The following is a 26769-nucleotide window of genomic DNA, read 5'->3' as shown; positions in this document are numbered from 1 at the left end:
GCGCCATCTATTCGGCTTAAACAAAAAGTCTCCGTTCTCTGCCGCATCAGGGCAGAAACCGGAGATTTTTTTTTGTCGCAATAAGCCGGCTATTCCAGAACGTATTCCCGGATGCGGTCCCGCTGCTCGGGCGTAATGCCGAATTCGTTTGCAAAATAAGTATCCCAATCGCCATAGGTGCGAATGACGGCTTCGAGAGTCGTTTGCATGTATACTTCCTTCGCCGCGAACACGTCTCGCAAGTTGCGCAGGATGGGCTCCTCGTACTTGCCGGACAAGCTTTGCAGCAGCTTTTCCATCTTGGGACCGAGCGTTTCGTTCGTCAGCATATAATCCTCCATGACGAGCCTATCCGATACGCCGAGCAGTTTCAGAATTAGCGCGGCTCCGACCCCTGTCCGGTCTTTGCCCCCCGCACAGTGATGTACGATGGGCAGCGCTTCGGGCGAACTCAGCGACTCCATCAGAAAGCGGTAAGCCGGATTGGCGAACGGAAGCTTCGCATACATCGCGACCATGGTGTCGTGATTTAGCGCTCCGCTGGCCAGATAGTCCTCCGCGCGGCCGCTTGTGGATGCGGCGACGGGATTAGCTTCGATGCGGCGATACACGGACCCGATCCGCTCAGGCGTCGGAGAACGCAGCGCTTCATTTTCGCTGCGGTAATCGAGGATCGTTTTCATACGGAGCGCGTCCAGCGCTTGCAGGTCATTCTCGGTTAATCCGCCGAGCTCATCGGCCCGGAACAACAGGCCGAACTTGACCGAGCGGCCGTCCTCCGTCGTATAACCGCCCATGTCGCGGAAGTTGCTTGCTCCCTCCAGTGCGATGACACGATCTGCGGGGTAATCTGTAATACGGGTTGTCGTCACGAACATTCACCTCGAACGAATATAGTTTGGACGTAAAAGGAGCTTCGGGCTAGCGCAGCCCCATTTTGACGAAGGAATCTATAATTTGCCGCTGCAGTACCGCGTACACGATCAGGATCGGCAAGCTGGACAAAATCGCCGCCGCCATCAGCGGCCCCCACGCATTGGCGTCGGAGGACATGAACATTTGCAGTCCGATCTGGATGACGGAGTTTTGCAGCTTGTTCGTCAGCAGCAAAGGCCAGAAATATTCGTTCCACGACGAAATGAACAGCAGGATGCCTAGCGAAGAGATCGGCGCGCGCATATTCGGCACAACGATGCGCCAGAGGATCGACCAATTGGACGCGCCGTCAAGCCGGGCCGCTTCGATCAGCGCCTTCGGAAAAGCATGGAACGATTGCGACAGCGTCATGACGGCGAACGCCGACGCCAGGTTAGGTACGATCAGGCCGGCCAGGCTGTTGCGCCAGTTCCATTCGGAAATAAGCACGTAATTCGGAATCATCGTCACCTGAAACGGAACGAGCCAGGTGAGCGCGAACAGCAGATAGAGAAGCTTGGAGCCGCGAAACGTCCAGCGGGCGAACGCATAGGCGGCAAGCAAGCCGGTCAGAAGCTGGGAGACGGATTGCGCGATGGCCATAAGCAGCGTATTGCCGAGCATATGGCCGATCGGGATAGCCTTCCATGCCTTCACATAATTGTCCAGCGTCCAAAATTTCGGGAACAGATCCGCCGAGTACATATCCGCTTCCGGACGGAACGAGGAGATGATCATCCAGTAAATCGGAAACAGGGCGAACAGGCAAAGCGCGATCAAAACGGCGTGTTTGCCGATCGAGCCGAGCCGTGGCGCGAGCCCTCTGGAACGGGGTGTTGCGGCGCTTGCGCTTGCCATCATTTCAGCTCCTTTCGTAGGCGAGATGATTCATCAGTGATCGTAGAACGAGAAGCGGCTGCTTAGCTTCGTCATGCCCCATGCGATCAAGCCGAAGACGATAAAGAACAGGACGGCCGCCGCGGAGCTCCAGCCAATGGCAAAGGTTTTGAAGCCGTAGTTCCATAGCAAATAGTAAATATTCATCGTGGAATTGGAAGGCCCGCCGTGCGTCAGCACGTTAATATAGGCAAAGCTCCATTCGGATGAGAACAAAATGCTCAGCATCAATATGAAAATGATGTAAGGCGACAGCAGCGGCAGTGTAATATGCCGCACGGTTTGCCAGCGGCTGGCGCGATCGACGGCGGCTGCCTCGTAATAATCCCGGTTGATGCCGGTCAGCGCAGAGGAGAAGATTAGCGTGCTGAAGCCGATCATTTTCCATCCGGTGATGAACAGGATGCTCCATATGGCGAGGCGCTCGTCGGTAAAAAAGCGGACGGGCTCGCTGACGGCGAACCACTCTTGAAGCTTGTGGTTCACAATGCCGTTCGTCGGATGCAGGATCCAATTCCAGATGACGGATACGACGACGGGAGCCATAATCATCGGCAGGAATACGAGCATCCGGTACAGATTGCGCGCCCGCTTCGCGATGCCGTCCGTCAAAATGGCGATGATTAGCGGCAGCACAAGCGAGAACGGCAAGATGCCGATCATATAAATGAGCGAGTTGACGACAGCCGTTTTCATATCCGGCAACGTCAAAATACGTTCGTAATTTTGCAGGCCGACGAATGTTTTCGGGCTGGCCGGCAGCAAATTCCATTGGTAGAAGCTGAGCTTCACCGTTTGCAGGAGCGGCCGGTAAATCCAGAAAGCGACGGCAAGCAAGGCGGGCAGCAGGTACAGATACGGCTCTACCCGGGACAGCCGCCGGAGGGCGGCTTTAACGATCCGCTTCACTCCGGCCGCCGAATCGACGCGGCGAGTTTCCCGGTACGCCAGGACGGACGATTTTGGCGTTTTCATGGCATCAGCTTCTGCGCCTGGGCTTGCGCTTCCTGCATCGTTTGCGCCACATCGGCCTTGGTCATGACCGCTTTTTGTATGGCGTTCATCAGTATGGTCGAGATTTGGCTAAAATTCGGCCCCGGGAATGCGACAGCCGGTTTTAACCGATCCAGTTGGCGAATATTAGGCTGGATGAGCTGATGATCCTTCGCCCAGTCTTTCAAATATTTCGGATCGTCGAGGATGGACGGACGCAGCGGCAGGTAGCCGATTTCCGAAGTAATGATCGTATAGCCGCGCTCGCTCGTCACGAATTTCATAAACTCCCACGCCGCTTTTTGCTTCGCCGGATCTTTCGCGAGGATGAACAGCGCGCTGCCGGAGTTCGTCGGCGTCGTCGGCTTGCTGCCGAAGCCGGGCATTTCCGCTGCCCGCAGCTCCCATTTGGCGCTTTCCGCGCCTTTGATCAACGTCCCTTGCACGGCGCTCGTCATGACGTACATGCCAAGCTTGCCCTGAGCCATCGCTTCCATCGCTTCGGTGTCGTTCAGCTTGTCGTTTGCGCCGCTGTCGATCAGATCTTTCCACATTTGCAGCGCCTCGATCGTTTGCGGCGAATCGAACAGCAGCTTCTTGCGGTCATCCGACAAAACGGCTCCGCCGTTGCTGCCGATCAGCCCCTGAACGAGCCAGTCTCCGGTCGTCGGCGTCGTGCCGGACAGGTGCATGCCCTGAGCCTTCGTCTTGGCTACGATTTGCAGCGCCTGCTGTTTCGCCTCCGCCCACGTTTTCGGCGGCTGGTCGGGATTCAGACCGGCATCGCGGAACAGCGACGCATTGTAGAACAAAACCGGCGTACTGAACGTAAAGGCAAGGCCGTACGTTTTCCCGTTGTACATACCGAGCTTCAGTCCGTTCGGCGAGAAGCCCTCGAAGTTTTTCTTCAGCTCGTCCGCCGGTACGAGGCTCTCGAGCGGGGTCGCTCCGAAGCCGTTTACGATCATGTCCATCGCCCCGAAGCCGAGCTGGGCGATATCGGGCGGCGAGCCTGCGGCCGTATCGGCTTGCACGCGGGTCATCAGGTCGGATACGGGAACCGGCACGCCTTCGACCGTAATGTTCGGATGAGCGGCCTGGAACTCGTCGATCAGCTTCTGCGTCCCGGCTCCGAAGACGGCGTTGCCCAAGTTGTAGCTGTAGAAGCGGATCGTCACTTTCTTATCCGCCTGTGCGGAAGACGCATCGGCGGCGGAGGGGGAAGCGGCATCCGGCTTCGTTCCGCAAGCGGAAACCGTAAGCGCGATAATCGATGTGCTTAAAAGAAGAGCGGTCGTTTTTCTTGTCAGCATGGCAGCCTCCTGAACGGTTTACGCTTTATGCGCACTGAGGAGCGCCATATAAAAACGGGCGAATTCCTCATTGGAAGTCGGGATGACAATCGTTTGAACCGAGCTGTTCAGCGGACCGGATGTTACGACGTTATAGCTGCAAAAATCGTACATCCGGAACTGACCGTCACTCAGTCTTTCTCCGGCAAAGGCGGTGCCGGAAGCGGCTACGCTCAAAATACCGTTATACATGCCGACGTTGTTCGAATGAACGTGTCCGGCGAAAATGCCGGTTACGTCGCCGGTCCGAACCATGTCGCCGAGCTCTTTCGCATTCGAAAGCATATGATCGGAAGACATGCCGTTTATGTCCAGCAGCGGGTGATGCAGGGCGACGATCGTGCCGTTCGGCGCAGGCGTCTGCAGTTGAAGGGCAAGCCAGGCGAGCTGTTCGTCGTCGACCGTGCCGTGATGCTGACCCGGCATTTGCGAGTTAAGCGCGATCAGCCGCAGTCCGTTGATCGTTTCGGAATAGTAGTAGGCTTGCTCGGTCGGGAGTTCGCCCAGATACCCTTCGCGGAAGGCGGAGCGGTGGTCATGATTGCCGAGAGTGACGTAAACGGGCGCTCCGACGATATCCGCTCCTTCGTCCATCACCGTACGAATGTAAGCATAGTCTTGCGCATTGCCTTCATGAGCGAGGTCACCCGTGACGAGGATGAAGGCGGGCTTCAGCTGCGACTCTTTGATGTGGCGGAATACTTGCATCAGCTTATCCGCGACATTAACTTTCAGAAATGCGGCTTCTTGCCCCGGAGCATTCAGGTGCGTGTCGGTAATGTGGATAAATTGAACGGTTTCCATCGGTTTGCCCTCCGTTATCGGTAATTTTCATCGGCTACAAGATGATCTTGTATACAAGAATTATCGATCTTGTATGTAAGAACAGTGTTAAGCCGGTTTGGAATTATTGTAAAAGTCGGAGGAACGAAAAAGAGCACCTGCTTGGGGCGCTCTCTGCCGTAGTTCTCCTATGAAGTTCGTTCGGGCACATGGGCGAAAACCGGCTTTAAATCCGGCTGCCGCTCCGCACCAGTTCGTCGCGGACATTCCATTTCGATTCGAGAATCGCTTTTTTCGCTTCCGCGTAATGGCCTTCCGACAGCAGCCGGTAAATTTCCGCGTACAGCTTCTTCCCGGTATAGGGGCGATTTTCCCCTTTGACCGAGCGATGGGCGACGACGAAAAACAAAATTTTATCCTTGTACGTATCGAACGTCTCCAGCATGCTGCGGTTTTCGATGGCGGACAGTATCGTTCGCATAAACAGCAAGCCGTTCTCGTAATAGTCGCGGTACCGCTTATGCTCGCTCGCTTCGATCAGCTCCGTCAGATGCGCCTGCATCGCCTGCAAATCGATCTCGTACTGATGATGCTCCGCGACATCTAGTGCATAAAAGTAGAGGGCCGACATCAAATCGAACATATCGTACAGCTCTTTGATATCGACTCCTTTCACGAGCACCCCGCGCTTCTTCAGCGTTTCGACGTAGCCTTCCTTCTCCAGCCTGGCGATCGCGGCGCGAACCGGCGTCCGGCTCATGCTCAGCCCTTCGGCAAGCTCGCCCTCGGACAGCAATTGACCGGGCAAATAATCGGCGTTGAGCAGCTTATGGCGCAGCTCCCGGTAAGCAATATCCGCCAGTGGCAAATCGGTCATGACGCGTTATACTCCTTTGTTCGGCTCCTCTTGTAGCAAGCCGGCCATCGTTTTGATCGATAATTCCGTTAATGCGCCAAATTTCAAAAAAATATGAACTATTTCTCAGTATAGCGGTTTCGTCCGGACAAAAAAAGAGCCGCTTTCTCTGCGGCTTGAGCTGTGAACTATGCGCCTGCATCCGAATCTGGCACCGGTCCGGGAGGAAGACGGCCCGTTTCGGCTCCGGCGTCGTCGTTTGTTTGCTGCGGAGTCGGAAAAAACAGCCGGAATGTCGTGCCGATCCCCGGCTCGCTGAACGCCTCGACTGTACCGCCATGCGCTTCCGTCAGCTGTTTGACGATAAACAGCCCGAGCCCGTTTTCGCCTTTTTCTCTGGATCGCGAAGGATCGGCTTTGTAGAACCGGTCAAATATCCGTTCGCGTTCATCCGGGGTCATGCCCGATCCCTGATCGCTGATCTCGATAACCGTATTCCCCCCGTATTCGGACCCGGCAAGCCGAATCGTGCCGAAGTCGGAAAATTGGATCGCATTTTTAACGATATTCATCGCGATTTGAATAAGCCGGTCGTAATCCCCGTGCCAGATGAGCGTTTGCGGACAATCGATCTGAAGGCGGAGGCGTTTCTGCGCGGCGAGCACCTCCATCGTTTCCGCGACGATTTCGAGAATGTCCTTGGCCGAATAACTCGCTTTATGCAGTGTGATTTGGCCGGTTTGCATCTTCTCGATGTCGAGCAGCTCGTTGATCAGGCGGATGAGACGGATCGTCTCTTTTTCGATAATCGTGTACGCCTTGCTGCTTTCTTCCGCGGTGACGATGCCGCTCTTCAGTGCTTCCACCAGTCCTCGTATCGAAGTAAGCGGCGTACGTAGCTCATGGGAGACGTCGGACAGAAATTGTCTTCGCCGGGTTTCCGCGAGCAGCAGCTTATCGGATGTAAGCTGCAATTGATCGGCCATCGTATTGAACTCGCGGGCAAGGTCGCCGAGCTCGTCGGTCCGTTTCGTCCCGATGCGTGTGTCGTACTGGCCGCTTGCGATCCTCCCCGCTGCCCGCCGGATTTGAAGCACCGCCCTGCTCGTGCCCCTCGACAGCCAGATCACGACAGCGAGAATGAAGACGAAGGCGATGCCCATCGACATCAAAGTGACCTGCTCCATGTTCGCTATCGTTTCGTTTAAGCCCCGCATGGGCGAGATGGCGAACAATACCGCTTCTTCCTTTTTCCCCTTCGGCTTGACGCTTCTTGACGCCACCATCAGCGGATCGGCCGTCTCTTTCTCGATGACGAAGGTGTGGTCGCTCTGTGCGTTCCACAGCTGCTGGCGCAAGCTGTCTAGCACTTGCTTGCTCCTGCCGCTGGCTCCCATCAGGCCGGCATCTTTCTCGAGCAGCTCTCCGGAGCGGCTCATGAGCACGATCGTAATGTTCCGGTCTTTCAGAAACGATCTGTAGTTGGCGAGCACGCCGGAGGGGACATCCTCCCGCTGCAAAATGCGGGCGACCGCGCGCGTTGTATCGAGAAGTTCCTTGCCTTTGTTTTTCTCGATAATCTGATGTCTGGCAAAATAAGTGAAAGCGGTTCCCAGCAAGGCTAGCAAAAGCAGCGCTACAAGCAAATGACTGAGAAACTGGCGCTGGAACAAAGTAAACCGAAATCGGATGATTGGCCTTTGCATGACGCCTTCAGTCCTCCAGCTTGTAGCCGACGCCCCAAACGGTCATGATCCACTGGCGTTCGGCCGTCGAGATTTTGTTGCGCAGCCGTTTAATATGTACATCAACCGTGCGGTCTTCTCCGTAATAATCGAATCCCCATACCGCTTCGATCAACTGCTCCCGCGTGAACACCTGTTTCGGATGGGAGATAAACAGCAAGAGCAGGTCGAATTCCTTCGGAGTCAGAGCGGTTACCGTTCGGCCGTAAATAGTCACTTCCCTCGAAACGGTGTCGATGCACATATTCATGTGCTTCAGGCGGGAAGAAGGCTTTGCCACCGCTTCAGGTGTGTCCGTCGGAACGGAAGGGGAAGGCGTGTACCGGCGTTTGACCGCTTTAATCCGGGCCATCAGCTCTAGCGGACTGAACGGCTTCGTAACGTAATCGTCGGCGCCAAGCTCCAAACCCGCGATCCGGTCCTTCTCGTCGGTTCTTGCCGTCAAAATGATAATGGGCGTATCCGACCGTTTGCGAAATTCCGCGCACAGGTCTAACCCGTTCCGTCCAGGCAGCATCCAATCGAGCAGCACGAAATCCCATACGTTCTCGCGGAGCTGCTTCTCGGCTTCATTGCCGTCGTGGACGAATACAGCCTGAATGTTTTCTTTATGAAGAAACAGCCGCAGCATTTCGCAAACGGACGGATCATCTTCCGCAACAAGTAATTTCACTTCAGCCGCCACCTCCGCTTTCCTCGCCCGGGCAAGGTTGTCTTCTTTCAGCATATGCGCAAGTTCTCTTCGATGCAAGATGGTCATTATGTGAAAATGGCACGTCTACTGCAAGCGAAAAACCGCCCGCCCCATCGGGCGAACGGTTTTGGGCGGGGACTTTAATCGGCCCCTTCAGGGATATGCGATTTTAAAGTGGCGGCCATGCTTTTGCGTTCGTCTTGACCGCTGTTTTCCCATATGATCTCGAACAGGACGCCAAGTCCGGGCAACGCTTTGTCATCTCCGCCGATCGAGTCCTCGATGACCCCGGCCAGCTCTTCCTCCGATTTATCGCAAACCCGCTTAATAATCGCTTGCCGCAAGCTCAAAATCATAACCCAACCTCCGGTTTGTTAGTACGTCGATAATCGACAGTCTTGACGTGGGTATCCTGCATGTTAATATGCGCACAGCGGCCCGCCTTCATGTACGAAATGAAATGGTGAAATAGGGTGAAGCCGCTCCAGTGTGGTATAATAAACGTCATCAGGTTTGAAGGGAGCAGGGACATGAAAACGAAGCAATTCGCCGTAATCGGCATGGGACGTTTCGGATCGAGTGTGGCCATATCGCTGAGCCGGCTCGGCTACGAGGTGCTTGCAATCGACTCCAGCGAACAGCGGATGCAGGACGTGTCCGGGTTGGTAACCCATGCGGTTCAGGCCGATTCGACTGACGAAGAGGCGCTTCGCGCGCTTGGCATACGCAATTTCGATGTGGTGGTCGTCGCCATCGGCCAGGATATACAGGCGAGCATTTTGACGACACTAATTTTGAAAGATATGGGCGTACCGGTGCTGGTCGTCAAAGCGCAAACCGATCTCCATGGCAAAGTGCTCAAAAAAATCGGCGCCGACAAAGTGATTTTCCCCGAACGCGATATGGGCCTCCGGGTCGCACATAACTTAATATCCCCGAACATTCTCGATTTTATCGAGTTGTCGGACGATTACAGCATCGTCGAGCTCAGGGCGTCGGCATCCATGATCGGGCAAACGCTGCGTGAGCTCGATATTCGGGCGAAGTACGGCTGCAACGTTATGGCGCTCAAAAACAACGATAAACTCAATATTTCCCCCAATGCCGACGATATAATCAAAGAGGACGATATCTTGATCGTTGTCGGCGAGAACAACCAGCTTAATGTACTGGAGCGGCAGTTGGAGGCAGGTAGATGATGAAACGTCACGCCGAACCGATCCAATCGGCGCAAAATCCGAAGGTGAAGCTATGGGTGCAGCTTCTGGACAAAAAAGGGCGGGACAAGCAGAGCGCATATCTGGTGGAAGGCATTCACCTCGTCCAGGAGGCGATCCGATTCGAAGCCGGCGTGCAGACGCTGTTATATTCAGCGGAGCGAGGAATGCCGGCGGAGATCGAAGCGCTGCTTGATTCCGGAGCGGTAGCGGAATGCATCCCGGTCAGCGAGCAGGTGCTGGCCAAATGCTCGGATGCCCAGACGCCGCAGCCGGTCATCGCGATCGTGAACAAGGCGGGGGGCGAGGCTGAGCGCCTGCTTGTCAGGGAGGACAGCCTCGTCGTTGTTGTTGACGGCGTGCAGGATCCGGGCAACCTCGGCACCATTATCCGTTCAGCCGATGCTGTCGGCGCTACGGGAGTCGTGCTTGGAAAAGGCACGGTCGATCTGTATAATCCGAAGACGGTTCGTTCCACGATGGGCTCGCTGTTTCACCTTCCCGTCGTCGAGGCCGACCTGCTGCCCCTTTTGGCGAAGGCGAGAGAGCAGGGCGTACGCCTGCTTAATACGAGCTTACAGGCAAAGCAGAGCTGCTACGAAGCCGATTTGACGGGCCCGGTCTGGTTCGTGCTCGGCAATGAAGGCAAGGGCGTATCGCCCGAGGTAGCCGCGCAAATCGGCGAGCACGTGATTATCCCAATGAAAGGCCCGGCCGAGTCGCTTAATGTGGCGATGGCCGCCACCGTTTTGCTTTTTGAGGCTATGCGGCAGCGGGGGTTGAACAAATAAATAACTGTCCTTCCAAAAGACAAAAGACTGGAACTGATCGATGTCGATTCGATCAAAATCCAGTTTTTTTATATTTCCGGAGCAGCTCTTCAGGCAGCATCCATTGTAGAAAAACTAAGAATGAAATAATATTGGAGATACATGCGAACCGGGCTGGTGAACAAGGAATGAATAAAACGGCATTGAAAAATCTTGCGATCCATGCTCGGAAAGAGCTGATCGAGAAGGTTACGGCTAGAGCATTTCATATCGGGATAACGGAAGCAAACATAAAAAACGCTCAGAGCGAGAGCTCGGATGCCATCTACATAAACGGGAAAGCACTCTCGGCAGCGGAGAGAGAACAGCGGGAAGAGCTGATTTCACGGATGAAGGAGATCGGTTATAAGCAGGTCGTCGAAGAGGTTGCGTATACCTGGTTTAACCGTTTTACCGCATTACGATTCATGGAAGTAAACGATTATCTGGACATAGAAGAAGAATCGGTTTACGAGACGAAGCTAAACCATAGCAACGAAGAGTTGTATAAGGATTTGGTGATCAAGCAATGTAATAGCTTGCATCAAATGCTTCCTTTTGTGTTTGAACCCATTGAGGATTATAAGCAAATTCTGTTTCCCGAAGGTCTGTTAACGAAGGAATCCTTCGTTCGTGAAATGTCTGATCTGCAAGTGATCCCTAAGTCCGATTGGGGACAGGTTGAGATCATGGGCTGGCTGTATCAATATTACATCTCGGATAAAAAAGATCAAATTTTCACCGATCTAAAAAAGAATATAAAAATCAGCAAAGAGAACATTCCGGCAGCTACCCAGTTGTTTACTCCGCATTGGATTGTGAAATATATGGTGGAAAATGCATTAGGGCGGATCTGGTTGGAAAGTGATTCCACCAGTCCGTTGAGGTCGGAATGGAAGTACTATTTGGAAGATGCCGAGCAGGAAGATAAGGTGAAGAGGGAGCTGGATGAACTCCGCTACAGGAATGTGAATCCAGAGGACATTACTTTTATAGATCCATGCTGCGGAAGCGGGCATATTCTTGTATACGCTTTTGGTGTTTTCTATGACATGTATCTTGAGAGAGGTTACGCCCATCATGACATTGTGAAGCTGATCCTGGAAAAAAATCTGTTCGGTTTAGATCTTGACGATCGAGCCGTTCGGCTGGCCTCTTTTGCGATGATGATGAAAGCGAGAGAGAAAAACCGCGGGATTTTCGGACAAACGATAAATCTCCATGTATGCACGATTCAAGAAAGCAACTGGCTGAAAACCGAATGGATGGATGAATTTGTCGTTAAACAGGAGCCGGACGAGCAAGGGAAACTGAGGGAGATGTTGACCTCTCTTAGAGATACATTCGAGGATGCAAAAGAATATGGGTCCATTCTGAAGGTTAAGCCTTTGGATTTAAGTGTGTTGGAGAGTGCCTTGGAAAAGTTTGCTGATGAATCACAGAATTGGGGAGGTATTCCGGAACGGATAGCTGAGACTGAAATGCTGGAGAAAATGCCAGCCCTTCTTCGGCAGTATAAAATGTTGGCCGCAACCTATGATGTGGTCTGCACGAATCCTCCCTACATGGGCGGAAGCGGGATGGGGGCTAAGCTTAGCGAACACGTTAAAAACAACTACCCGGACAGCAGAGCTGACTTATTTGCTGTATTTATTGAAAGCTGCGGCCATATGGTGAAAAATCATGGTTTTCAAGCTATGATAACCCAGCATGCCTGGATGTTTTTGTCCAGGTATAAAAAGTTAAGGGGTAAACTAATACTTCAGGAAATAGTGAATATGTTACATTTAGGCGCAAAAGCATTCGAAGAAATAGGCGGGGAAGTTGTTCAAACGACTGCTTTTGTATTAAGAAAAGGGAAAGTCGCGGGTTTCAATTCGACTTTCGTTCGATTGGTTGAGTATGACCAGGCAAAGTTGAAGGAAGAAAAGTTTCTGCAAGGGAAAGAACGGTATATTACGCAAACAGAGAATTTTGCAAAAATTCCGGGTGTCCCCTATGCTTATTGGTCAAGCTCTACAGGGAGGGATATATTTGCGAATAATCCTTTACTTAAGGATCTGGCTGTAACCAGGAAAGGGATGGCTACAGGTTCAAACGCCGAATTTGTAAGGTCGTGGTATGAAGTAGAGTTTGATACAATCGGGTTTTCCTTTGACAGGTCAACAGCCAAACATTCAAATCGAAAATGGTTCCCGTACGCCAATGGCGGGGAGTTTAAGAAGTGGTACGGGAATTATACGGACGTAGTGAATTGGGAAAATGACGGCTACCGCTTACAAACAGAGCAGCATGAGAGCGGGAGAATTAGAGCGGTCAATCGGAATTTAGACTATATTTTTACTGAAGGTTTATGTTGGACCTCCATAACAAGCTCGAATTTTTCCACCAGATTGTTGCCGAAAGGATTTTTATTCAGTTCTGCCTCGAATGCCTTGTTTTCTCAAGAGAACACCTGGTATTACTTGGGGCTGTTAAACTCCAAAGTGTTTAGTTACCTCTCCAGAATCATCAACTCGACTCTAAATGCTAACCCGGGCGATATTTCAAAGATACCTGTGAAATTTAATGATCGGATTAGCAGGGAACGGGTAGATGCACTCGTTGAGATAGCCAAAGAGGATTGGAATTCAGCCGAAGTTTCCTGGGACTTCACCGAACATCCTTTTTTGAAATATAAAGATGGGGCTGCCGAGATTAGGCAGGCATTCAAAAATTGGTGTACGTGGGCGGAACATCGATTCAATCAACTAAGAGCTGCTGAAGCAGAGTTGAATACATTATTTATTGAAACGTACGGGTTGCAAAAAGAACTGTCTCCCGAAATGGATGAAACGGATGTCACCATTAGCAGGGCGGACCAAGATAAAGATATGAAGTCTTTTATTTCTTATGCGATCGGCTGTATGTTCGGGAGATACTCGTTAGATCACGAGGGTTTGATCTATGCCGGCGGTTTATTTGATCCGCAAGCGTATCGAACCTTTAAAACTAATGAAGATAATATTGTTCCCATTACTACAAATGCGTATTTTGATAATGAAGTCGTGTTAAGACTGGTGGAATTTGTGAAAGTGACGTACGGGGAGAAAGCTTTGGCGGAAAATCTTGAGTTTATAGCCGAGTCGCTGGGGAAGAAAAATAGGGAAACCAGTACGGAGACTATTGGAAGATATTTAATAAATGACTTCTTCAAAGACCATGTCCAAACGTATAAAAAGAAGCCGATTTATTGGCTGTTTACGTCAGGCAAACAAAAGGCATTTAATTGCTTGGTCTACATACACCGGTATGATAAGTCAACTCTAACCAAAATCCGAACAGACTATGTACAAAAACTTCAAGCTCGCCTTGAAGTAGAGAAAAAATTGCTTCTACGCATCATTGAAGAAGGCGGGCCGGCCAAAAAAATTAGTGGTGCTAAAAAGGAGTTAAATATTGTTGATTTGAAAATAGACGAACTTCAAGATTATGAGGAACATCTTCACCATATGGCCGATCTGCACATCGAGCTTGATCTTGATGATGGTGTCTCCAGAAACTATGCTAACTTTACAGGGCTGCTTGCCAAAATAGAGTAGCATCTTTGTGTAACCTCTAGTTTAAACTTGATGTAAATTGAATAGTGAATTGATGTAGGAGGAGTCGTATTCTATTGATAAATATGGTAATATGATCCAAACGAACTATGACTTCAAGAGGTGTCGGGATCTTGGATTACTTGATCGGGAAACGAATCGCACGAGACATTGTCAACAAGATCGGTATCACCGTAGTGCCAGCGCAAACGTTCCTCACCCATGAAGTTATTAAATTAATTGTGAATCACAAAATTGACCCTGAATCCATCCTATTTGCTCCCGACACGACTGGGGGAGTGGATAAGACGCTTGCTCCGCCAAGCAAGCTCGTTCAGCAAGCGGTTACAAAATCGAAGCAATTGTTCGAATCGATAACCGTCTCGCGGAAAGTCCCTTTGCTGGAATTTCGCCAGGAGGTTCTTCCCGCCATTCAAGACGTTTCGAGAAATCCCGATGTTTTCGAGCTGTTCGAAGCGGTCAAAGCGAAAGACGATTATACGTATCAGCATAATATCGGTGTCGGCGTCCTGGCGACGTTAATCGGAAGATGGATGAATCTGAGCGAGGTCGACATTTCCGTGTTATCGCTCGCGGCGACGCTGCATGACGTGGGGAAGGTGAAGCTTCCGATCGAAGTGCTGAACAAGCCGGGGAAGTTAACGAACGAAGAGTATGAGCTTGTCAAGAAGCATACGATATACGGCTACGAACTGCTGAAAAATACGCCTGGAATTAGCCACGCCGTAGCCCGCGTTGCGCTTCAGCACCATGAACGCGATGACGGAAGAGGATATCCGCTTGGATTAAAGAGGGACCATATCGACAGGTTCAGCTCGATCGTGGCGGTAGCGGACATTTTCCATGCGATGTCATCCAAAAGACCTTATCACGAACCGCTTCCTTTTTATGAAATTCTAAGCCAGATGAGTCAAGGAAAGTTTGGCGAGCTGAATCCGACAATCGTATCCCTGTTTGTGGAGAACATGATGAAAAAGCTGGTTGGCAAACGCGTAAGACTAACGGATGGCCGGGAAGGGGAAGTGGTGTACCTCAACCCGCACAGATTGGAGATGCCTTTAATCAAAATAGAGGATGAGTTTCTTGACTTAAGCAAGGAAGACGGGGTGCGTATCCAAGAAATTATTACCGTTTAGAAAGCGCCTTACTTCGGGGGGAGTTTTTCGGTTTTTTCTATTCTCGATTTCGACCCGTACATGTTCTCGTCGGCGATTTTGATCAAATACGTCAAATCGTCTTGCAGGTGGGAGGTACTAACGGCGGAACCGACCGACACCGACACGCGGATGCCTTTGGCAATCTGGATGTTGCCGCAGCTTTCCAGAATTCGCTGGATGAGCACTTGCAAGCCTTCATCATCCTTATAATGACCGACAATCAAAAATTCATCGCCACCCCATCGAGCGACCAGGTCGCTCTTTCTTGTACTCATGACCAGCATGCGGCTTATCTGTCGCAAAACGGTGTCGCCCATATGGTGGTTGTATTGGTCGTTGATTTGTTTGAAGTTATCGCAATCGATGAGCAGCACGAAGATTTGACTGTTAGACCGGCTGGCGATAGCCTGGATTTTATCGAAAACGTGGGAGATAAATCGGCGGTTGTACAAGTTCGTAAGCGGGTCTCGTTCGGAATAGTACGTTGCCTTGTCGTACTGCCTCCCCATCCAGTAAAACACGCCGAGAAGCGCAGGGTAGGCGCACCATAGTACAAGCTCCGGCTGCTTACCGAGAAAATGGTAAAAGTATATTACGTAAAAGCTTTGGATGACGAAGGATAAGCCTATCGAACTAATTCTGCCATAATACTTCATGTTTACTCCATCCTTTTGTAGTTCAAAAGACTCTATAGCCCTATCAATACTATAACATGATTTCGTGATATTGGAAGAGTATTACATGGAATTAAATATGTAGGTTTCCATTAAAAGATTCGGCAAATTTCGACAATGAAGCTGTAACTATCAAACAGCTGTGCATCCAAGATTGACAGCTTTAACTGTATGAAATATGATAACAGTATGATGCGATGTTGAAGCCATAACACAAACGCATTGCAGCGGAATGCATGAGTTTTTGCGATTCTAGGAAGCAGTAGAGATAAGTAGCATGTTTGGAACGAATGACGTTTCGGTCGGTTTAGGTTCAGCTCCAATGCTGCTGTCCGTTTTCTTGCATTTTTGTAGAATATAATGTACTGATTTGGAATACAGTTAAAGGAACAGGATGGTGAGAACGGAATGGTCGCTTTATCCGTACTTGACGTTTCCCCGATTATAGAGGGAGGCACGGTTCAGGATTCGCTGCGCAACTCGCTCGATTTGGCAAGGCATGCGGAAAAATGGGGGTATACCCGGTTCTGGCTGGCCGAGCATCACAATTCGCCGAGCATTGCCAGTTCCGCTACATCGGTCGTGATTGGGCATGTGGCGGCGGGAACTACCTCGATTCGGGTCGGTTCGGGCGGCATCATGCTGCCTAACCATGCTTCGCTCGCTATTGCCGAGCAATTCGGCACGCTTGAGGCGCTGTACCCGGGACGAATCGATCTGGGGCTTGGCCGCGCTCCGGGAACGGATCAGCGGACCGCTGCGGCGCTGCGAGGGGATAGTGGAAGAGACGGGCAGTTTTTTCCCGAGCAGCTTGCCGAGCTAAGAGCTTATTTTGCCGGACGGATGCCGATTCGGGCTATTCCCGGGGAAGGGATGACCCTGCCGATCTGGCTGCTCGGCTCTAGCGATTACAGTGCTCGATTGGCTGCGGAGCTCGGCTTGCCGTTTGGGTTCGCCGGGCATTTCTCCCCGCAGCAGCTGCTGCCTGCACTGGAGCTGTATCATCGGAATTTCCAGCCTTCGCGGACGCTCGCCGAGCCATACGCCTTAGTAGCGATCAACGTCATTGCGGCGGAAACGGACCGGGAGGCCGAGCGGCTCGCCACCTCAGGACAACAGCTGTTTCTCAGCTTTATCCGCAATCGGCCGGGTCCGCTTCCGGCGCCTGTAGACAGCATGGAAGGAATCTGGACCGAACGCGAGAAGCTGGCGCTTCAGCAAAATCTGGGCGGCTCGATCGTCGGTGGACCGGATACGGTACGGGAAAAGCTGCAGCGGCTGCTGCACGACACGAAGGCGAACGAAATTATGGCGGTTGCCCACATTTACGATCACGCGGCTCGGCTTCGCTCGTATGAAATTACGGCCGAAATCGGGCATAAGCTGAGCCGGTAAAGCAGAGTCACGAAAAAAAGCTTTTGGATGCCCGTCCGTACGGGACCTCCGAAAGCTTTTTTGGGTTAAAACGTTAGACTGCCGATTAACCGGGCAGGCGAAGTTAAAAAATCATATAAATCATAACCGCTACGCCGATAATGCCGGCGATGACGTATAACGTAGTCAGACGAACGATATTGCCTCCCGTTCGCTGATCGTAATTGGGATTGCCTTCCCGGTTCGTTTTGGAATTGCCGATCATGACCGTGAACACGCCGGACAAAATAACCAAAAGGATGATGATGGATGCATATACAACCATATAGTCACCTTCTTTTATCGTTTGGATATGTTTAGACTAGCAGGGAACCGGAGATGTGTAACCATCCAATCGGCGGGCTTTCATGCCAGCCACTTTGCTACCGACCGTTTCCCGTCGCGGGTCGAGTCTAGTCGCGGGGGGCATCAGGGTTGTCCTTTTCCACATCGATCCAGCGGTACGACCATTGTTCGATGGCCCGAATGACGGGCTCCAGGGCACGCCCTTTGTCCGTTAGCGAATATTCGATGCGAACGGGCGTTTCCGGATAAACGTCCCGGCGGACGATGCCTTCGTTTTCCATTTCTTTGAGCCGCTCCGAGAGCAGTCTTGCACTGATCGGTATTGCGGCTTCGATCGCGCAGAAGCGAACCGGTCCGTTCAACAGCTGGTGGACGATAAGCGCGGTCCAGCGCTTGTTGACGAGATTCATTCCTTTTTCGAATCGGGGACATAATACGGAATGTGGTTTCACGGCTGCCACCCCTTTTCAATAGTCTTGACATAAAGATATTACTATTATACACTAACTTACGAAAAGTAACAAAGTAATCTCAATTTTAAGATTGACAACCGGAAGCGAATCGTCTACAATAAGATTATCGTTACTAAACGTAAGTAAATAATAATTAGTAAGTTAAAATAGGGAGGAACAAAACCATGGCAAAGACGATTTGGGCAGTTGACCCGACACACAGCGGTATCGATTTTTCCGTTAAACACATGATGATTGCAAATGTAAAAGGATCGTTTCATTCGTTCGAAGCTTCGATTAACGCCGATCCGGAAGACCTGACTACGGCCGAGATCGAATTCAATATCGACGTGGACAGCATCGATACGCGCAATAAAGATCGCGACGCACACTTGCGTTCGGCCGACTTCTTCGATGCGGAGAAATACCCGAAGATCCAATTCAAATCGACCGGCGTTAAAGCAACGGGCGACGGGGAATACGACGTAACCGGCGATGTGACGATTCACGGCGTAACTCGTTCGGAGACGTTCCAGGTTACTTTCGAAGGCGCAGGTAAAGATCCTTGGGGCAATGAAAAAGCGGGCTTCAGCGGCAAAGGCAAAATCAAACGCAGCGATTTCGGTTTGACTTACAATGCCGTACTGGAAGCCGGCGGCGTGCTGATCGGCGACGAAATCAAAATTTCGCTCGAAATCGAAGGCGCGAAACAAGCGTAATCGGATAAAGATAGCGGCAGTCGGGGAGAAGCCCGGCTGCCTTTTTTGCGTAGCCGCATAGCGAAATGCCGCCCGGAATACCGGACGGCATGGCTGTAGGCAATCTATACGATTACTCGAAGTATGTAAACACCCAGTCCGATTCTTCCGCGCTCCACTGCTTGGCGTCCGTATATTCGGGAACGTCGGTAAATTCGAGCGAATATTCCATTTCCTCGCCTGGCTTCAGATGAAGGGTCAAATCGGTAAACACGTGGTCGGCGACTTGCTTCGAATCGCCGGCATCGTTGTGCAGCGTAATTTTCACATTTACGCTGTCGGCTTTCTCGATATTTTTGCCGCCGGTGTTGGTGAACTTGCCGATGGCTGTCAGCTTGCCGTTCTCGTAAGCGACGCTTGTAATGACGAAATCGAGTGCGGCTGGAGCTTCCTCTGCTGCTGCGGGTGTTTCCACAGCCGGGGCTTCCGCTGCCGGAGCGGCTTCCTCGATGTAGATGAACTCCCAATCGCCTTCTTCGGCGCTCCACTTCGTAGCGTCTACGTATTCGGCCACGTCCGGGAATTCAAGCGTGTAGTCCATCGATTGACCTGGCGCAAGCGGGAGCGCCAAATCGGTGAAATAATGGTCGGCTACCTGTTTGGAATCGCCGGCATCGTTGTACAAAAAGATTTTGACGTCCACTTTGTTAACTTTCTCGATCGCTTTGTCGCCGGTGTTCGTGAACTTGCCGTTTGCCGTCAACACCCCGTTCTCATAGCCGACCGACGTGATCTCGAAGTCGAGAGCCGCATCGGCGAAAGCTAGTGATGAGAATACAAACAGGGAGCATACGAGCAGGAATGCCGATAGTACGTGTTTGACCGCTTTCTTCATCTTTACACACTCCTAGTAATTATGAACTAAATATGAACAGATGCAGTATGAGTATATAACAAATTTCGCTAATGTTCTACCATTATTTAACTCAAAAGGCGGTTGCGGGACTATGAATGAATAACATTTGACAAATTTCCATGGAAATCATCCTGAATGTATAAGACTAATGGCTTATGATCAGGTGTAAATCTTGTCTACTCCCCGTTTCCAAACAACCAAAAAAGCCGTCCGGATTCGATATCATCCGAACAGCCCCCGATCAGCCGGCAACAAGACGAATTCCGGCCAGCACGATCCCGATCATAAACCCGCAGATCGCACCGTTGACGCGAATCCACTGCAGATCGGAACCGATTTTGTCCTCAATTAACGCGATAAGTGTTTCATTGTCGTATTTGTTAATGTTTTCTTCGATCAAGCCGCCGATTTTATGGTGGTTGTGCTCGATCCATTCGGCCAGCTTGATCTGAACAAAGGTTTCAATCTGCTCGATCTTCTGCTCGTCCGAACGAAGGCGGCCGATCGCCTGTTGGATGATCGGAAGAGCGATCCGGGTCGGATAGTCCTCTGTATGGATGTAGGCGAGCAGTCTGTCGCGCGTCTGCTCCAGAAATGCTCCCAGCGTCTCGGGCAAGCGCATTCGCTCCGTCATATCGCCCTTCCAGGCATCCAGGGCAGCCTTCGTTTCCGGACGCTCCAGCAGTGCCCCCAGCTTGTCGCGCAGCGTTTCCGTTATACCGATGCGAGTACGGCTGTGCTCGCTGCGCAGCTCCCATATTTGCGCCTGCAGCAGCCCGCGGATCGTCTCTCCGAGCCGCTCCTCGCTCATAAAGCCGGCGAAGGCATTAAGCGCAAACGACATAAGCCCGCCGGCCTGAATATTGCCGATTGCGGCGGACGCCATAGCGCCCATTTGCCGGACGGTGGATTCCCGGTTGATGTAGTCCTCGGCAAAATCGAGCACGAAGTCGAGCGCTTTGCCGTCCCAGTTTTGGGCGAATCCGTACTGGGCGAGCCCGGAAGCGAGATTGGACAAATCGACGTCGTCCAGACGGCGGCGAATTTCCCGCTCCAGCACGGGAGCAAGCTGCTCCCACGGCAGCGAACGGACGACGTAGTCGCTTATGTCCACGATCGCCTTCGCTCCGGATTCCGTGCGAAGATGCGACTCGGCCCCGTCCAGCAGCTTGGTTACGATCGCGAACTGTTTGATTTTGTCGCGAATGCTTTCCTTGCTGAGCAGCTCGTTCTGAACGGTGGAAACGAGCGCCTTCGTCACTTTGTCCCGATTGTTCGGAAGAATCGCCGTGTGGGGAATCGGCAATCCGAGCGGATGCCGGAACAGCGCAGTAACGGCGAACCAGTCGGCCAAGCCGCCGACAAGTCCGGCTTCGAAGCCGCTGCGCACAAAACGGACCCACGGGATGGAATCAAACGGAAGCGTAACGAGAAATCCGGCCGCCATGACCCCAAGCGATACGGTCGCCATATATCGCGTATTTCGTTTCATGTAAAACATTCAACCCCTATGATTTTCGGAATGGAGGGCGGTCTCCGAATGGAACGCCTTATTGTTGCACGCTTTCGGAATGTCGCCCAAGTCGTCTTCTCCCATTGTACTCCATTTCGGACAAATCCAAAAACGAAATATGCAGCTTGCCGCCCCGAATTAAACATATCTCACAGCTAAACTGTTCGGGGGCCAGTGCGTGCAGGACCGGACCGGGTTCGTCTTTTTTGCTATAAGTTTCGGGGCTCCCCGCAAAGTATTTGGAGTAAGCTTCGAAGCCTAGGCTCCACTTTGTGGGGTTATTTAGCAGGACTGGCGCATAAGCTGAATGGACGGACTGTGAGCTTAACGGATCGGGGGAAGCGCTGCATGCTGCGACGCGGATGGCGGAGCCGGCCGGCCAAGAAGGGGAGAAGAAGAGCTTTTTTTATCGCGATGCTTATCTTTTTTTTGTTTTCGCTGCAATCGTTTATTTTTCTCGAGAAAAATTTGCGTCCCGCGCTCCAGCATGTCGCCATGCTGCGGGTGAAGCAGATCGCCACGCAAGCGATCAATTCGGCGATAACCGAACAAATCTCAAGATCGCAAAGCTTCGACAGGCTGATCGACTGGCGTACGGACAAAAACGGAAAAATAACCGGCTTTATGCTCAACTACGGCGAGCATATGAAAATAACGTCGGATACGATTAATACGGTGCAGAACGTCCTGACCTCGCTGAAGGATATTCCCGAGCATATCCCCGTCGGGCAAGCGATGGACAGCGCGATTATCGCTTCGTTCGGCCCGAAAATACCGATCAAGTTCACCCCGCTCGGCGCGGTGAAGGTGGACCTTAGCACGCGTCAGCAGGATACGGGCATTAATAATATTTTGGTTGAGGTTTATATCAAAGTGTCGACGGAAGTCGCGATCATTATTCCTTTCGATTCGGAGCCTGAAGTAATCGAGACGGAAATTCCGATTTCGTATGTGCTCGTAGTGGGCGATGTGCCGATGTATTACTACGACAACAAGGGGAATCCGACGGGCAAGACGACTTCGGCGCCGGCCAGCATCGCGATTCCGCAAATCAAGCAGGATCTGACGAAGCCGGAAGCGGATGCGGGAGCCGCAGGTCAGGCAAACGGTGCGACGAAAGGGCCGTAAGGGCGGAGCCCGGATGCTCCGCCTTTCGGATAGGAACCAAGCTTCCGGAGCGAAGGCATTTTGCTGAAGCGCAAAAAAGCCCCGGCCTCGTTTTTGACGATGGGCAGCCGGAAGCTTTTTTGCATGTATTTTTCGGCTGACAGTCCGGGTTATCCGCCCTGACCGCTCTTTTTTTCTTTGCGAAGCCGTTCCTCGCGCTCCCATTTTTTCAGGTAAGGATACGGGTCGAACGACCATTCGCGCTTGCCGTTGTCCCGGTACAGGCCAAAGTGCAGATGGGGCGGGAACTTCCCTTGCGTTCCGGGCTTTCCGTACCCGGAGCTGCCTACCCAGCCGAGCACCTGGCCCGGCTTCACAACGTTTCCTTGCTGTAGCGTCTTTTCGAAGCCTTGCAGATGGGCATAGTAATGGTACACGTTGTTCAAGTCTCGCAGCCCTACGCGCCAGCCGCCGTAAGGATTCCAGCCTTTAATCTCAACAATACAGTAGCAGGTGCTGCGGACCGGAACGCCGTATCCGGCAAAAATATCGCTGCCCTCGTGGATGCGGTGGCCCCCCCAGCCTCGGCTCGCCCCCCAGGTACTGCGGTACGAATATTCCGCGCCGAGCGGCAGGGGAAAAGCGTGCTCGTGCAGATCGATTCTCCCGTAAGTATCATAAATTTTAATAAATTGTTCGATCCTTTCCACACTGCGGGCATTATGGTAATAGTTCCAAAGCGCCAGCTTCAGATTGTCTATACCTTTGCCGTATTGGAGTAAAAACGACGCCATTGTGGAAAGAGCATCGAGATCGCTATTGCGGTCCGCGACGCCGTCCCCGGAGCCGTCTTTGCCTTTGCCGCCGAATAAAGCGATCGAAGCCGGATTCGTATCTGCTGAATTCGGGTTGGCGAATCCCGCCCACTCCAGCTCCGAGTAATAGATGCCGATCAGTCCCGGCTGGCGGGTTCTTGTTTTTGGATTGGCGATCGTAAGCGTCCGTTCGTACTGATCGATTGCGGCCAAATAAATCCAGGGAATGCCGGTAATGCCGCTGACCTCGTCGAACAAAGCTTTACGTTCGGCAAATATCGTTTTCATGTCTTTCGTCTCGATCTTCGGGGCTTGCTCCGCTGCGGCGGCCATACTTCGGTCGGGTGCGAGAAAAGCAAGCTGCAATCCGCACAAAACCAAAATAGAAGCCCGGTATAACCGGATTGCGCGTTTCAAGTTCGTACTGCCTCCTTTCACGGCCAACATCGTACATGCGCTTAGGATACGCATTCCCGCATAGCGCTATTCTTCCTGCAACCGACTTGGCTCCGGCTGCTCGTTTACAGCGAATAGACAGTTCTGCTACGATGAGAAAAAAGCATAAAAAAGGAGACCGCGTAATATGTTCGATCACAAAAGCGAGCATATCGACGAGCATATGGCGCTGCTTCAAGCCAATATCGACGATATGAATCCGGAGTACACTTCTTATGTAATGGATCGGCTGTTCGAGGCGGGAGCCAACGACGTGTATTGGATTCCGATTATTATGAAGCGGGGAAGACCGGGAATGATGTTGAATGTGCTTGTGGCCGAGGAGCGTATTCCCGATATGGAGGCGATTATTTTTGCGGAAACGACTACGCTAGGCCTGCGTTATTTGAAAGCGGCCGTACACCGGCTAGGCAGGGAATTCGCTAAGGTGGAAACGAGCTGGGGACCGGTGACGGTGAAGCTTGGCTATCATCAGGGCCAATTGGTGCAGATGGCCCCGGAGTTCAAGGAATGCGAGGCCATTGCCAAAAGGCACGGCGTACCGCTGAAACAGGTATACGAAGAAGTGAGACGGGGCTTTGCGGACAAGGGTGACCACGACGGCGGCTCGCAGCCTTGACGACGATAGACAAAAAACTCTCCGTGTGAGCGGGACTTCCGCCTTCGGAGAGCTTTTGCCGTTTCCTTTTTTAATGCTTGTGAGGGTGATCATGGCTCTCATCGTCGTCATCGTGCTCATGGTCATGATCATGGTTATGGTCGTGATGGTCATGATCATGATTATGGTCGTGATGATGGTCGTGATGATGGTCATGGTCGTGATGATGGTCATGATCGTGATGGTGGTCATGATCGTGATCATGGTGATGATCGTGGTCGTGATCATGCGAATGCAGGTGTGCCAGAGCAGGCTGCAGCATAGCCGTCGATTTCGCAATATACGAATCGGTCGTACCGACGACGACACGCAGCACGTTCGGCTGTTTCGCCAGGTCGCGGGTTCCCGCGCCGTATCCGATCGTATCGACGACCATCGGCGGAAGCCCCTTGGAGAAGCCGTTCACTACCGCGGCGACAATGCCGGCGCCGGTAGGAGTCGTCATTTCCATCGAATAATCGGTCTCGGCGATCGGCAAACCGCGCATCATTTCCAGCGTGGCCGGGGCCGGCACCGGATACAGGCCGTGATCGCAGCGTACCATGCCAGAGCCGAGCGGCACCGGCGAGCTGCAAATATACTCGGCCTGAAGCGAGTCGAGAGCGAGTGCGACCCCGATGACATCAACGATGGAGTCTATAGCGCCGACTTCGTGGAAGTGCACCTTCTCGACCGGAATGCCGTGAATTTTCCCTTCGGCGATCCCGATTTTCTCAAATATAGCCAGGCTGTATGCCTGAACCCGCTCGTTAAACCCGGACGTCCGGATCAGCTTGACGATGTCCGAATAATGCCGGTGCCGGGTCGGCTGTTTGTTCGGATCGAGCACGACATCCATCTTCAAGGCGGAGATGCCGTTTTTGTTGACACGTTTCCAGCTCAGCCCGAAAGGCTCGATGCGGATTTTTTGCAGCTCGCGCTCTATGTACGCCTGATCGGCGCCGGCATCGACCAGTGCCGCCAGCGCCATATCTCCGCTGATGCCGGAGAAGCAGTCGAAATATACGATTCTCACGAGTAGGCTCACGACCTTTTCGACATATTTTTGTTGATCATGCCCGCGCTGTATCCGGCGCCGAACCCGTTGTCGATATTAACGACGGTGACCCCGGTCGCACAGGAATTGAGCATCGTCAGCAGGGCGGAAACGCCGTGGAAGGCGGCGCCGTAACCGATACTGGTCGGCACGGCAATGACCGGCTTGTCCACCAGCCCGCCGACGACGCTCGCCAGAGCGCCCTCCATGCCGGCGACGACGACGATTACGTTCGCTCCGCGAATGACCGGGAGCCGCCGGAACAACCGGTGGATGCCCGCGACCCCGACATCATACACTTTTTCCACATGGCTGCCCATGCACTCGATCGTGATCGCCGCTTCCTCGGCGACGGGGAGATCGGACGTTCCGGCACATACGACGGCAACATACCCGTCATGCACGCTCAAAATCGGCTTCTTGAACCAGGTCAGCGCCCGGGCGGCCTGATGGTACGTAGCGCCTGGAACGGCGGCGAGCACGGCTTCGGCCTTCTCGGCATCGATACGGGTGGCAAGCACGCGGTCGGAATGCTCGGTCAGCCTGCGGAAAATGGCAACGAGCTGCTCCGTCGTTTTGCCTTCTCCGAATATGACCTCAGGGAACCCGGTCCGCTTCTCCCGTTCGATATCAAGCTGGGCAAAGCCGAGGTCGTCGACTTTGCCGTCCGCTTCGCGCGCCATTTCACCGATAAGACGCCTCGCATCCTGAACATCCAGACTGCCGTCCTTTACTTGCTGCAATAGCTGTTCCAGTTCATTCATCGCGCGGCTTCTTCCTTTACAGTCACCGGAAGTTCCTTCTTCAACACCGCATTCATGCTTCCCGTCTTATAGCCGGCCAGGTCCAGCGTGACATACGTAAAGCCGATCGAAGTCAGCTTCTGGTGAATCTGATCGTGCAGCTCGATCACCTTGGGAAGTTCGTCCGGCATAACCTCGATGCGCGCGATCTTGTCGTGATGGCGCACGCGCACTTGCCAAAATCCGAGCGAGTACAAAAAGTCTTCCGCAACGTCGAGCTGATCGATTTTCGTTTTGTCGATTTTCGTTCCGTAAGGGATGCGAGAGGACAGGCAGGCGAACGACGGTTTGTTCCACGTGCGCAGGCCAAGCTCCTTGGACAGCTCGCGAATTTCCGCTTTCAGGAAGCCGGCTTCCTGCAGCGGGCTGCGTACGCCCTGCTCCGTTTTCGCTTGCAGCCCCGGACGGTAGTCGCCCAGATCGTCGACGTTCGATCCATCCACGATGAACGGGTAGCCGAGCTCCTTCGCCATCGATTGCAGATGCGAGTACAGACCGGTTTTGCAGTGATAGCAGCGGTCCGGGTTGTTGGCGACGAACGCCGCGTTCTCGAATTCCTTCACTTCCGTTTTGTGCAAACGAACGCCCATATCCTCGGCCAGCCGGACGGCGGCGTCAAATTCGCGCGTCGGGAACGTCTCCGAGGCGGCCGTAACCGCAAGCACATTATCGCCGAGCTCCTGAAACGCCCTTTTTAAAACGAAGGTGCTGTCCACACCGCCGGAGAAAGCGATCAGGACGCGTCCCATATCCTTAAGAATGCGGCCGAGCCGTTCATCCTTTTGCTTCAGTGTCAATCCGCTGTCCATGCGTTTCCCCTCCCATAGCCTCGTTCCGCTTCCGCCGCTCCGATCCTTCTGCGGTTTTTCCGGAGAGTGCTGTTGTAAACGATCTCTCTATTTGCA

26 protein-coding genes are annotated in these 26769 nt (G+C 52.6%); 8 read left to right on the top strand and 18 right to left on the bottom strand.

Annotated features, from left to right (window positions below; all coding sequences use genetic code 11):
• Positions 1-89 precede the first annotated feature (89 nt).
• The 9 genes from D7M11_RS32445 to sspI form a co-directional block, all read right to left on the bottom strand.
• Positions 90-872, bottom strand: a complete 783-nt coding sequence (locus D7M11_RS32445; protein ID WP_158606957.1) for a tyrosine-protein phosphatase — start codon at positions 870-872, stop codon at positions 90-92.
• 49 nt (positions 873-921) lie between these two features.
• Complete coding sequence (locus tag D7M11_RS32440) at positions 922-1776, bottom strand: carbohydrate ABC transporter permease (protein WP_205127143.1); 855 nt, start codon at positions 1774-1776, stop codon at positions 922-924.
• A gap of 30 nt (positions 1777-1806) precedes the next feature.
• Complete coding sequence (locus D7M11_RS32435; RefSeq protein ID WP_120751437.1) at positions 1807-2787, bottom strand: carbohydrate ABC transporter permease; 981 nt, start codon at positions 2785-2787, stop codon at positions 1807-1809.
• Complete coding sequence (locus D7M11_RS32430; RefSeq protein WP_120751436.1) at positions 2784-4118, bottom strand: ABC transporter substrate-binding protein; 1335 nt, start codon at positions 4116-4118, stop codon at positions 2784-2786. The genes D7M11_RS32435 and D7M11_RS32430 overlap by 4 nt, the downstream gene beginning before the upstream one ends.
• 18 nt (positions 4119-4136) lie before the next feature.
• Positions 4137-4961 (bottom strand): metallophosphoesterase family protein, encoded by an 825-nt coding sequence (locus D7M11_RS32425; protein ID WP_120751435.1) that lies wholly within the window; start codon positions 4959-4961, stop codon positions 4137-4139.
• A 205-nt stretch (positions 4962-5166) separates the two neighbouring features.
• Positions 5167-5817, bottom strand: a complete 651-nt coding sequence (locus tag D7M11_RS32420; RefSeq protein WP_120751434.1) for a GntR family transcriptional regulator — start codon at positions 5815-5817, stop codon at positions 5167-5169.
• 167 nt (positions 5818-5984) lie between these two features.
• On the bottom strand, positions 5985-7502 hold the full coding sequence (locus D7M11_RS32415; protein ID WP_120751433.1) for a sensor histidine kinase: 1518 nt from the start codon (positions 7500-7502) through the stop codon (positions 5985-5987).
• 7 nt (positions 7503-7509) lie between these two features.
• Entirely contained in the window at positions 7510-8214 is a 705-nt protein-coding gene (locus D7M11_RS32410) for a response regulator transcription factor (RefSeq protein ID WP_120751468.1), read from the bottom strand.
• Positions 8215-8375: 161 nt separating this feature from the next.
• A complete protein-coding gene (gene sspI / locus D7M11_RS32405; protein ID WP_120751432.1) occupies positions 8376-8591 on the bottom strand; it encodes a small acid-soluble spore protein SspI in 216 nt (71 codons plus the stop codon).
• 174 nt (positions 8592-8765) lie between these two features.
• On the opposite strand from sspI, the gene D7M11_RS32400 reads away from it, so the two are divergent.
• From D7M11_RS32400 to D7M11_RS32385, 4 genes are all read left to right on the top strand, one after another.
• Positions 8766-9434, top strand: a complete 669-nt coding sequence (locus D7M11_RS32400) for a potassium channel family protein (protein ID WP_120751431.1) — start codon at positions 8766-8768, stop codon at positions 9432-9434.
• A complete protein-coding gene (locus D7M11_RS32395; RefSeq protein WP_240041412.1) occupies positions 9431-10243 on the top strand; it encodes a TrmH family RNA methyltransferase in 813 nt (270 codons plus the stop codon). The genes D7M11_RS32400 and D7M11_RS32395 overlap by 4 nt, the downstream gene beginning before the upstream one ends.
• 167 nt (positions 10244-10410) lie before the next feature.
• The gene (gene pglX / locus D7M11_RS32390; protein WP_120751466.1) at positions 10411-13842 is read left to right on the top strand and encodes a BREX-1 system adenine-specific DNA-methyltransferase PglX; all 3432 of its coding nucleotides are present in this window, start codon (positions 10411-10413) and stop codon (positions 13840-13842) included.
• Positions 13843-13973: 131 nt separating this feature from the next.
• A complete protein-coding gene (locus D7M11_RS32385) occupies positions 13974-14996 on the top strand; it encodes an HD-GYP domain-containing protein (protein WP_120751430.1) in 1023 nt (340 codons plus the stop codon).
• Between the two features lie 8 nt (positions 14997-15004).
• Here the strand turns inward: D7M11_RS32385 and D7M11_RS32380 are convergent, their stop codons facing one another.
• Positions 15005-15673, bottom strand: a complete 669-nt coding sequence (locus D7M11_RS32380; RefSeq protein ID WP_120751429.1) for a GGDEF domain-containing protein — start codon at positions 15671-15673, stop codon at positions 15005-15007.
• Positions 15674-16099: 426 nt separating this feature from the next.
• On the opposite strand from D7M11_RS32380, the gene D7M11_RS32375 reads away from it, so the two are divergent.
• Positions 16100-17086 (top strand): LLM class flavin-dependent oxidoreductase, encoded by a 987-nt coding sequence (locus tag D7M11_RS32375; protein ID WP_120751428.1) that lies wholly within the window; start codon positions 16100-16102, stop codon positions 17084-17086.
• A gap of 103 nt (positions 17087-17189) precedes the next feature.
• On the opposite strand, the gene D7M11_RS32370 is transcribed toward D7M11_RS32375, so the two are convergent.
• Positions 17190-17390 carry a hypothetical protein gene (locus tag D7M11_RS32370; RefSeq protein ID WP_120751427.1) on the bottom strand — a complete coding sequence of 67 codons (201 nt, stop codon included), beginning with the start codon at positions 17388-17390 and terminating at the stop codon, positions 17190-17192.
• A gap of 127 nt (positions 17391-17517) precedes the next feature.
• Entirely contained in the window at positions 17518-17820 is a 303-nt protein-coding gene (locus D7M11_RS32365) for a winged helix-turn-helix transcriptional regulator (protein WP_120751465.1), read from the bottom strand.
• Positions 17821-18047: 227 nt separating this feature from the next.
• Here D7M11_RS32365 and D7M11_RS32360 point away from each other — a divergent pair, with 227 nt between their 5' ends.
• Positions 18048-18581, top strand: coding sequence for a YceI family protein (locus D7M11_RS32360; RefSeq protein WP_120751426.1), 534 nt, complete (start codon positions 18048-18050; stop codon positions 18579-18581).
• A 112-nt stretch (positions 18582-18693) separates the two neighbouring features.
• On the opposite strand, the gene D7M11_RS32355 is transcribed toward D7M11_RS32360, so the two are convergent.
• Both D7M11_RS32355 and D7M11_RS32350 read right to left on the bottom strand, forming a co-directional pair.
• Positions 18694-19455 (bottom strand): Cna B-type domain-containing protein, encoded by a 762-nt coding sequence (locus tag D7M11_RS32355; RefSeq protein ID WP_120751425.1) that lies wholly within the window; start codon positions 19453-19455, stop codon positions 18694-18696.
• 262 nt (positions 19456-19717) lie between these two features.
• Positions 19718-20968, bottom strand: a complete 1251-nt coding sequence (locus D7M11_RS32350; RefSeq protein ID WP_158606956.1) for a DUF445 domain-containing protein — start codon at positions 20966-20968, stop codon at positions 19718-19720.
• Positions 20969-21337: 369 nt separating this feature from the next.
• Between D7M11_RS32350 and yunB the strand changes: the two genes are divergently transcribed.
• Positions 21338-22117, top strand: coding sequence for a sporulation protein YunB (gene yunB / locus D7M11_RS32345; RefSeq protein WP_120751423.1), 780 nt, complete (start codon positions 21338-21340; stop codon positions 22115-22117).
• 149 nt (positions 22118-22266) lie between these two features.
• Here yunB and D7M11_RS32340 read toward each other — a convergent pair whose 3' ends face one another.
• The gene (locus D7M11_RS32340; protein WP_193556335.1) at positions 22267-23358 is read right to left on the bottom strand and encodes a M23 family metallopeptidase; all 1092 of its coding nucleotides are present in this window, start codon (positions 23356-23358) and stop codon (positions 22267-22269) included.
• A 136-nt stretch (positions 23359-23494) separates the two neighbouring features.
• Here D7M11_RS32340 and larC2 point away from each other — a divergent pair, with 136 nt between their 5' ends.
• Complete coding sequence (larC2, locus tag D7M11_RS32335; protein WP_120751422.1) at positions 23495-23986, top strand: nickel pincer cofactor biosynthesis protein LarC2; 492 nt, start codon at positions 23495-23497, stop codon at positions 23984-23986.
• 70 nt (positions 23987-24056) lie between these two features.
• On the opposite strand, the gene larC is transcribed toward larC2, so the two are convergent.
• Genes larC through larE form a run of 3 tightly spaced genes read right to left on the bottom strand, consistent with a single transcriptional unit; the run spans position 24057 to position 26673 of the window.
• Entirely contained in the window at positions 24057-25040 is a 984-nt protein-coding gene (gene larC, locus D7M11_RS32330) for a nickel pincer cofactor biosynthesis protein LarC (RefSeq protein WP_120751421.1), read from the bottom strand.
• Positions 25041-25048: 8 nt separating this feature from the next.
• On the bottom strand, positions 25049-25825 hold the full coding sequence (larB, locus tag D7M11_RS32325; protein ID WP_120751420.1) for a nickel pincer cofactor biosynthesis protein LarB: 777 nt from the start codon (positions 25823-25825) through the stop codon (positions 25049-25051).
• Positions 25822-26673 carry an ATP-dependent sacrificial sulfur transferase LarE gene (gene larE / locus D7M11_RS32320; protein ID WP_120751419.1) on the bottom strand — a complete coding sequence of 284 codons (852 nt, stop codon included), beginning with the start codon at positions 26671-26673 and terminating at the stop codon, positions 25822-25824. Before larE ends, larB begins: the two co-directional genes overlap by 4 nt.
• Positions 26674-26769 lie beyond the last annotated feature (96 nt).

The sequence above is a fragment of the Paenibacillus ginsengarvi genome (assembly GCF_003626695.1).
GTDB classification, from domain to species: domain Bacteria; phylum Bacillota; class Bacilli; order Paenibacillales; family NBRC-103111; genus Paenibacillus_AB; species Paenibacillus_AB ginsengarvi.
This window is presented reverse-complemented; position numbering and strand designations above follow the sequence as displayed.

What these genes read in the sequence shown, in the direction of transcription:
- D7M11_RS32415 (WP_120751433.1), bottom strand. Translation starts at nt 7,502, where the DNA reads ATGCAAAGGCCAATCATCCGATTTCGGTTTACTTTGTTCCAGCGCCAG.
- D7M11_RS32375 (WP_120751428.1), top strand. Translation starts at nt 16,100, where the DNA reads ATGGTCGCTTTATCCGTACTTGACGTTTCCCCGATTATAGAGGGAGGC.
- D7M11_RS32360 (WP_120751426.1), top strand. Translation starts at nt 18,048, where the DNA reads ATGGCAAAGACGATTTGGGCAGTTGACCCGACACACAGCGGTATCGAT.
- D7M11_RS32370 (WP_120751427.1), bottom strand. Translation starts at nt 17,390, where the DNA reads ATGGTTGTATATGCATCCATCATCATCCTTTTGGTTATTTTGTCCGGC.
- D7M11_RS32340 (WP_193556335.1), bottom strand. Translation starts at nt 23,358, where the DNA reads ATGTTGGCCGTGAAAGGAGGCAGTACGAACTTGAAACGCGCAATCCGG.
- D7M11_RS32355 (WP_120751425.1), bottom strand. Translation starts at nt 19,455, where the DNA reads ATGAAGAAAGCGGTCAAACACGTACTATCGGCATTCCTGCTCGTATGC.
- D7M11_RS32420 (WP_120751434.1), bottom strand. Translation starts at nt 5,817, where the DNA reads ATGACCGATTTGCCACTGGCGGATATTGCTTACCGGGAGCTGCGCCAT.
- D7M11_RS32440 (WP_205127143.1), bottom strand. Translation starts at nt 1,776, where the DNA reads ATGATGGCAAGCGCAAGCGCCGCAACACCCCGTTCCAGAGGGCTCGCG.
- D7M11_RS32425 (WP_120751435.1), bottom strand. Translation starts at nt 4,961, where the DNA reads ATGGAAACCGTTCAATTTATCCACATTACCGACACGCACCTGAATGCT.
- larB (WP_120751420.1), bottom strand. Translation starts at nt 25,825, where the DNA reads ATGAATGAACTGGAACAGCTATTGCAGCAAGTAAAGGACGGCAGTCTG.
- D7M11_RS32350 (WP_158606956.1), bottom strand. Translation starts at nt 20,968, where the DNA reads ATGAAACGAAATACGCGATATATGGCGACCGTATCGCTTGGGGTCATG.
- larC2 (WP_120751422.1), top strand. Translation starts at nt 23,495, where the DNA reads ATGTTCGATCACAAAAGCGAGCATATCGACGAGCATATGGCGCTGCTT.
- larE (WP_120751419.1), bottom strand. Translation starts at nt 26,673, where the DNA reads ATGGACAGCGGATTGACACTGAAGCAAAAGGATGAACGGCTCGGCCGC.
- pglX (WP_120751466.1), top strand. Translation starts at nt 10,411, where the DNA reads ATGAATAAAACGGCATTGAAAAATCTTGCGATCCATGCTCGGAAAGAG.
- sspI (WP_120751432.1), bottom strand. Translation starts at nt 8,591, where the DNA reads ATGATTTTGAGCTTGCGGCAAGCGATTATTAAGCGGGTTTGCGATAAA.
- D7M11_RS32380 (WP_120751429.1), bottom strand. Translation starts at nt 15,673, where the DNA reads ATGAAGTATTATGGCAGAATTAGTTCGATAGGCTTATCCTTCGTCATC.
- D7M11_RS32395 (WP_240041412.1), top strand. Translation starts at nt 9,431, where the DNA reads ATGATGAAACGTCACGCCGAACCGATCCAATCGGCGCAAAATCCGAAG.
- D7M11_RS32365 (WP_120751465.1), bottom strand. Translation starts at nt 17,820, where the DNA reads ATGAATCTCGTCAACAAGCGCTGGACCGCGCTTATCGTCCACCAGCTG.
- D7M11_RS32435 (WP_120751437.1), bottom strand. Translation starts at nt 2,787, where the DNA reads ATGAAAACGCCAAAATCGTCCGTCCTGGCGTACCGGGAAACTCGCCGC.
- yunB (WP_120751423.1), top strand. Translation starts at nt 21,338, where the DNA reads ATGCTGCGACGCGGATGGCGGAGCCGGCCGGCCAAGAAGGGGAGAAGA.
- D7M11_RS32400 (WP_120751431.1), top strand. Translation starts at nt 8,766, where the DNA reads ATGAAAACGAAGCAATTCGCCGTAATCGGCATGGGACGTTTCGGATCG.
- D7M11_RS32430 (WP_120751436.1), bottom strand. Translation starts at nt 4,118, where the DNA reads ATGCTGACAAGAAAAACGACCGCTCTTCTTTTAAGCACATCGATTATC.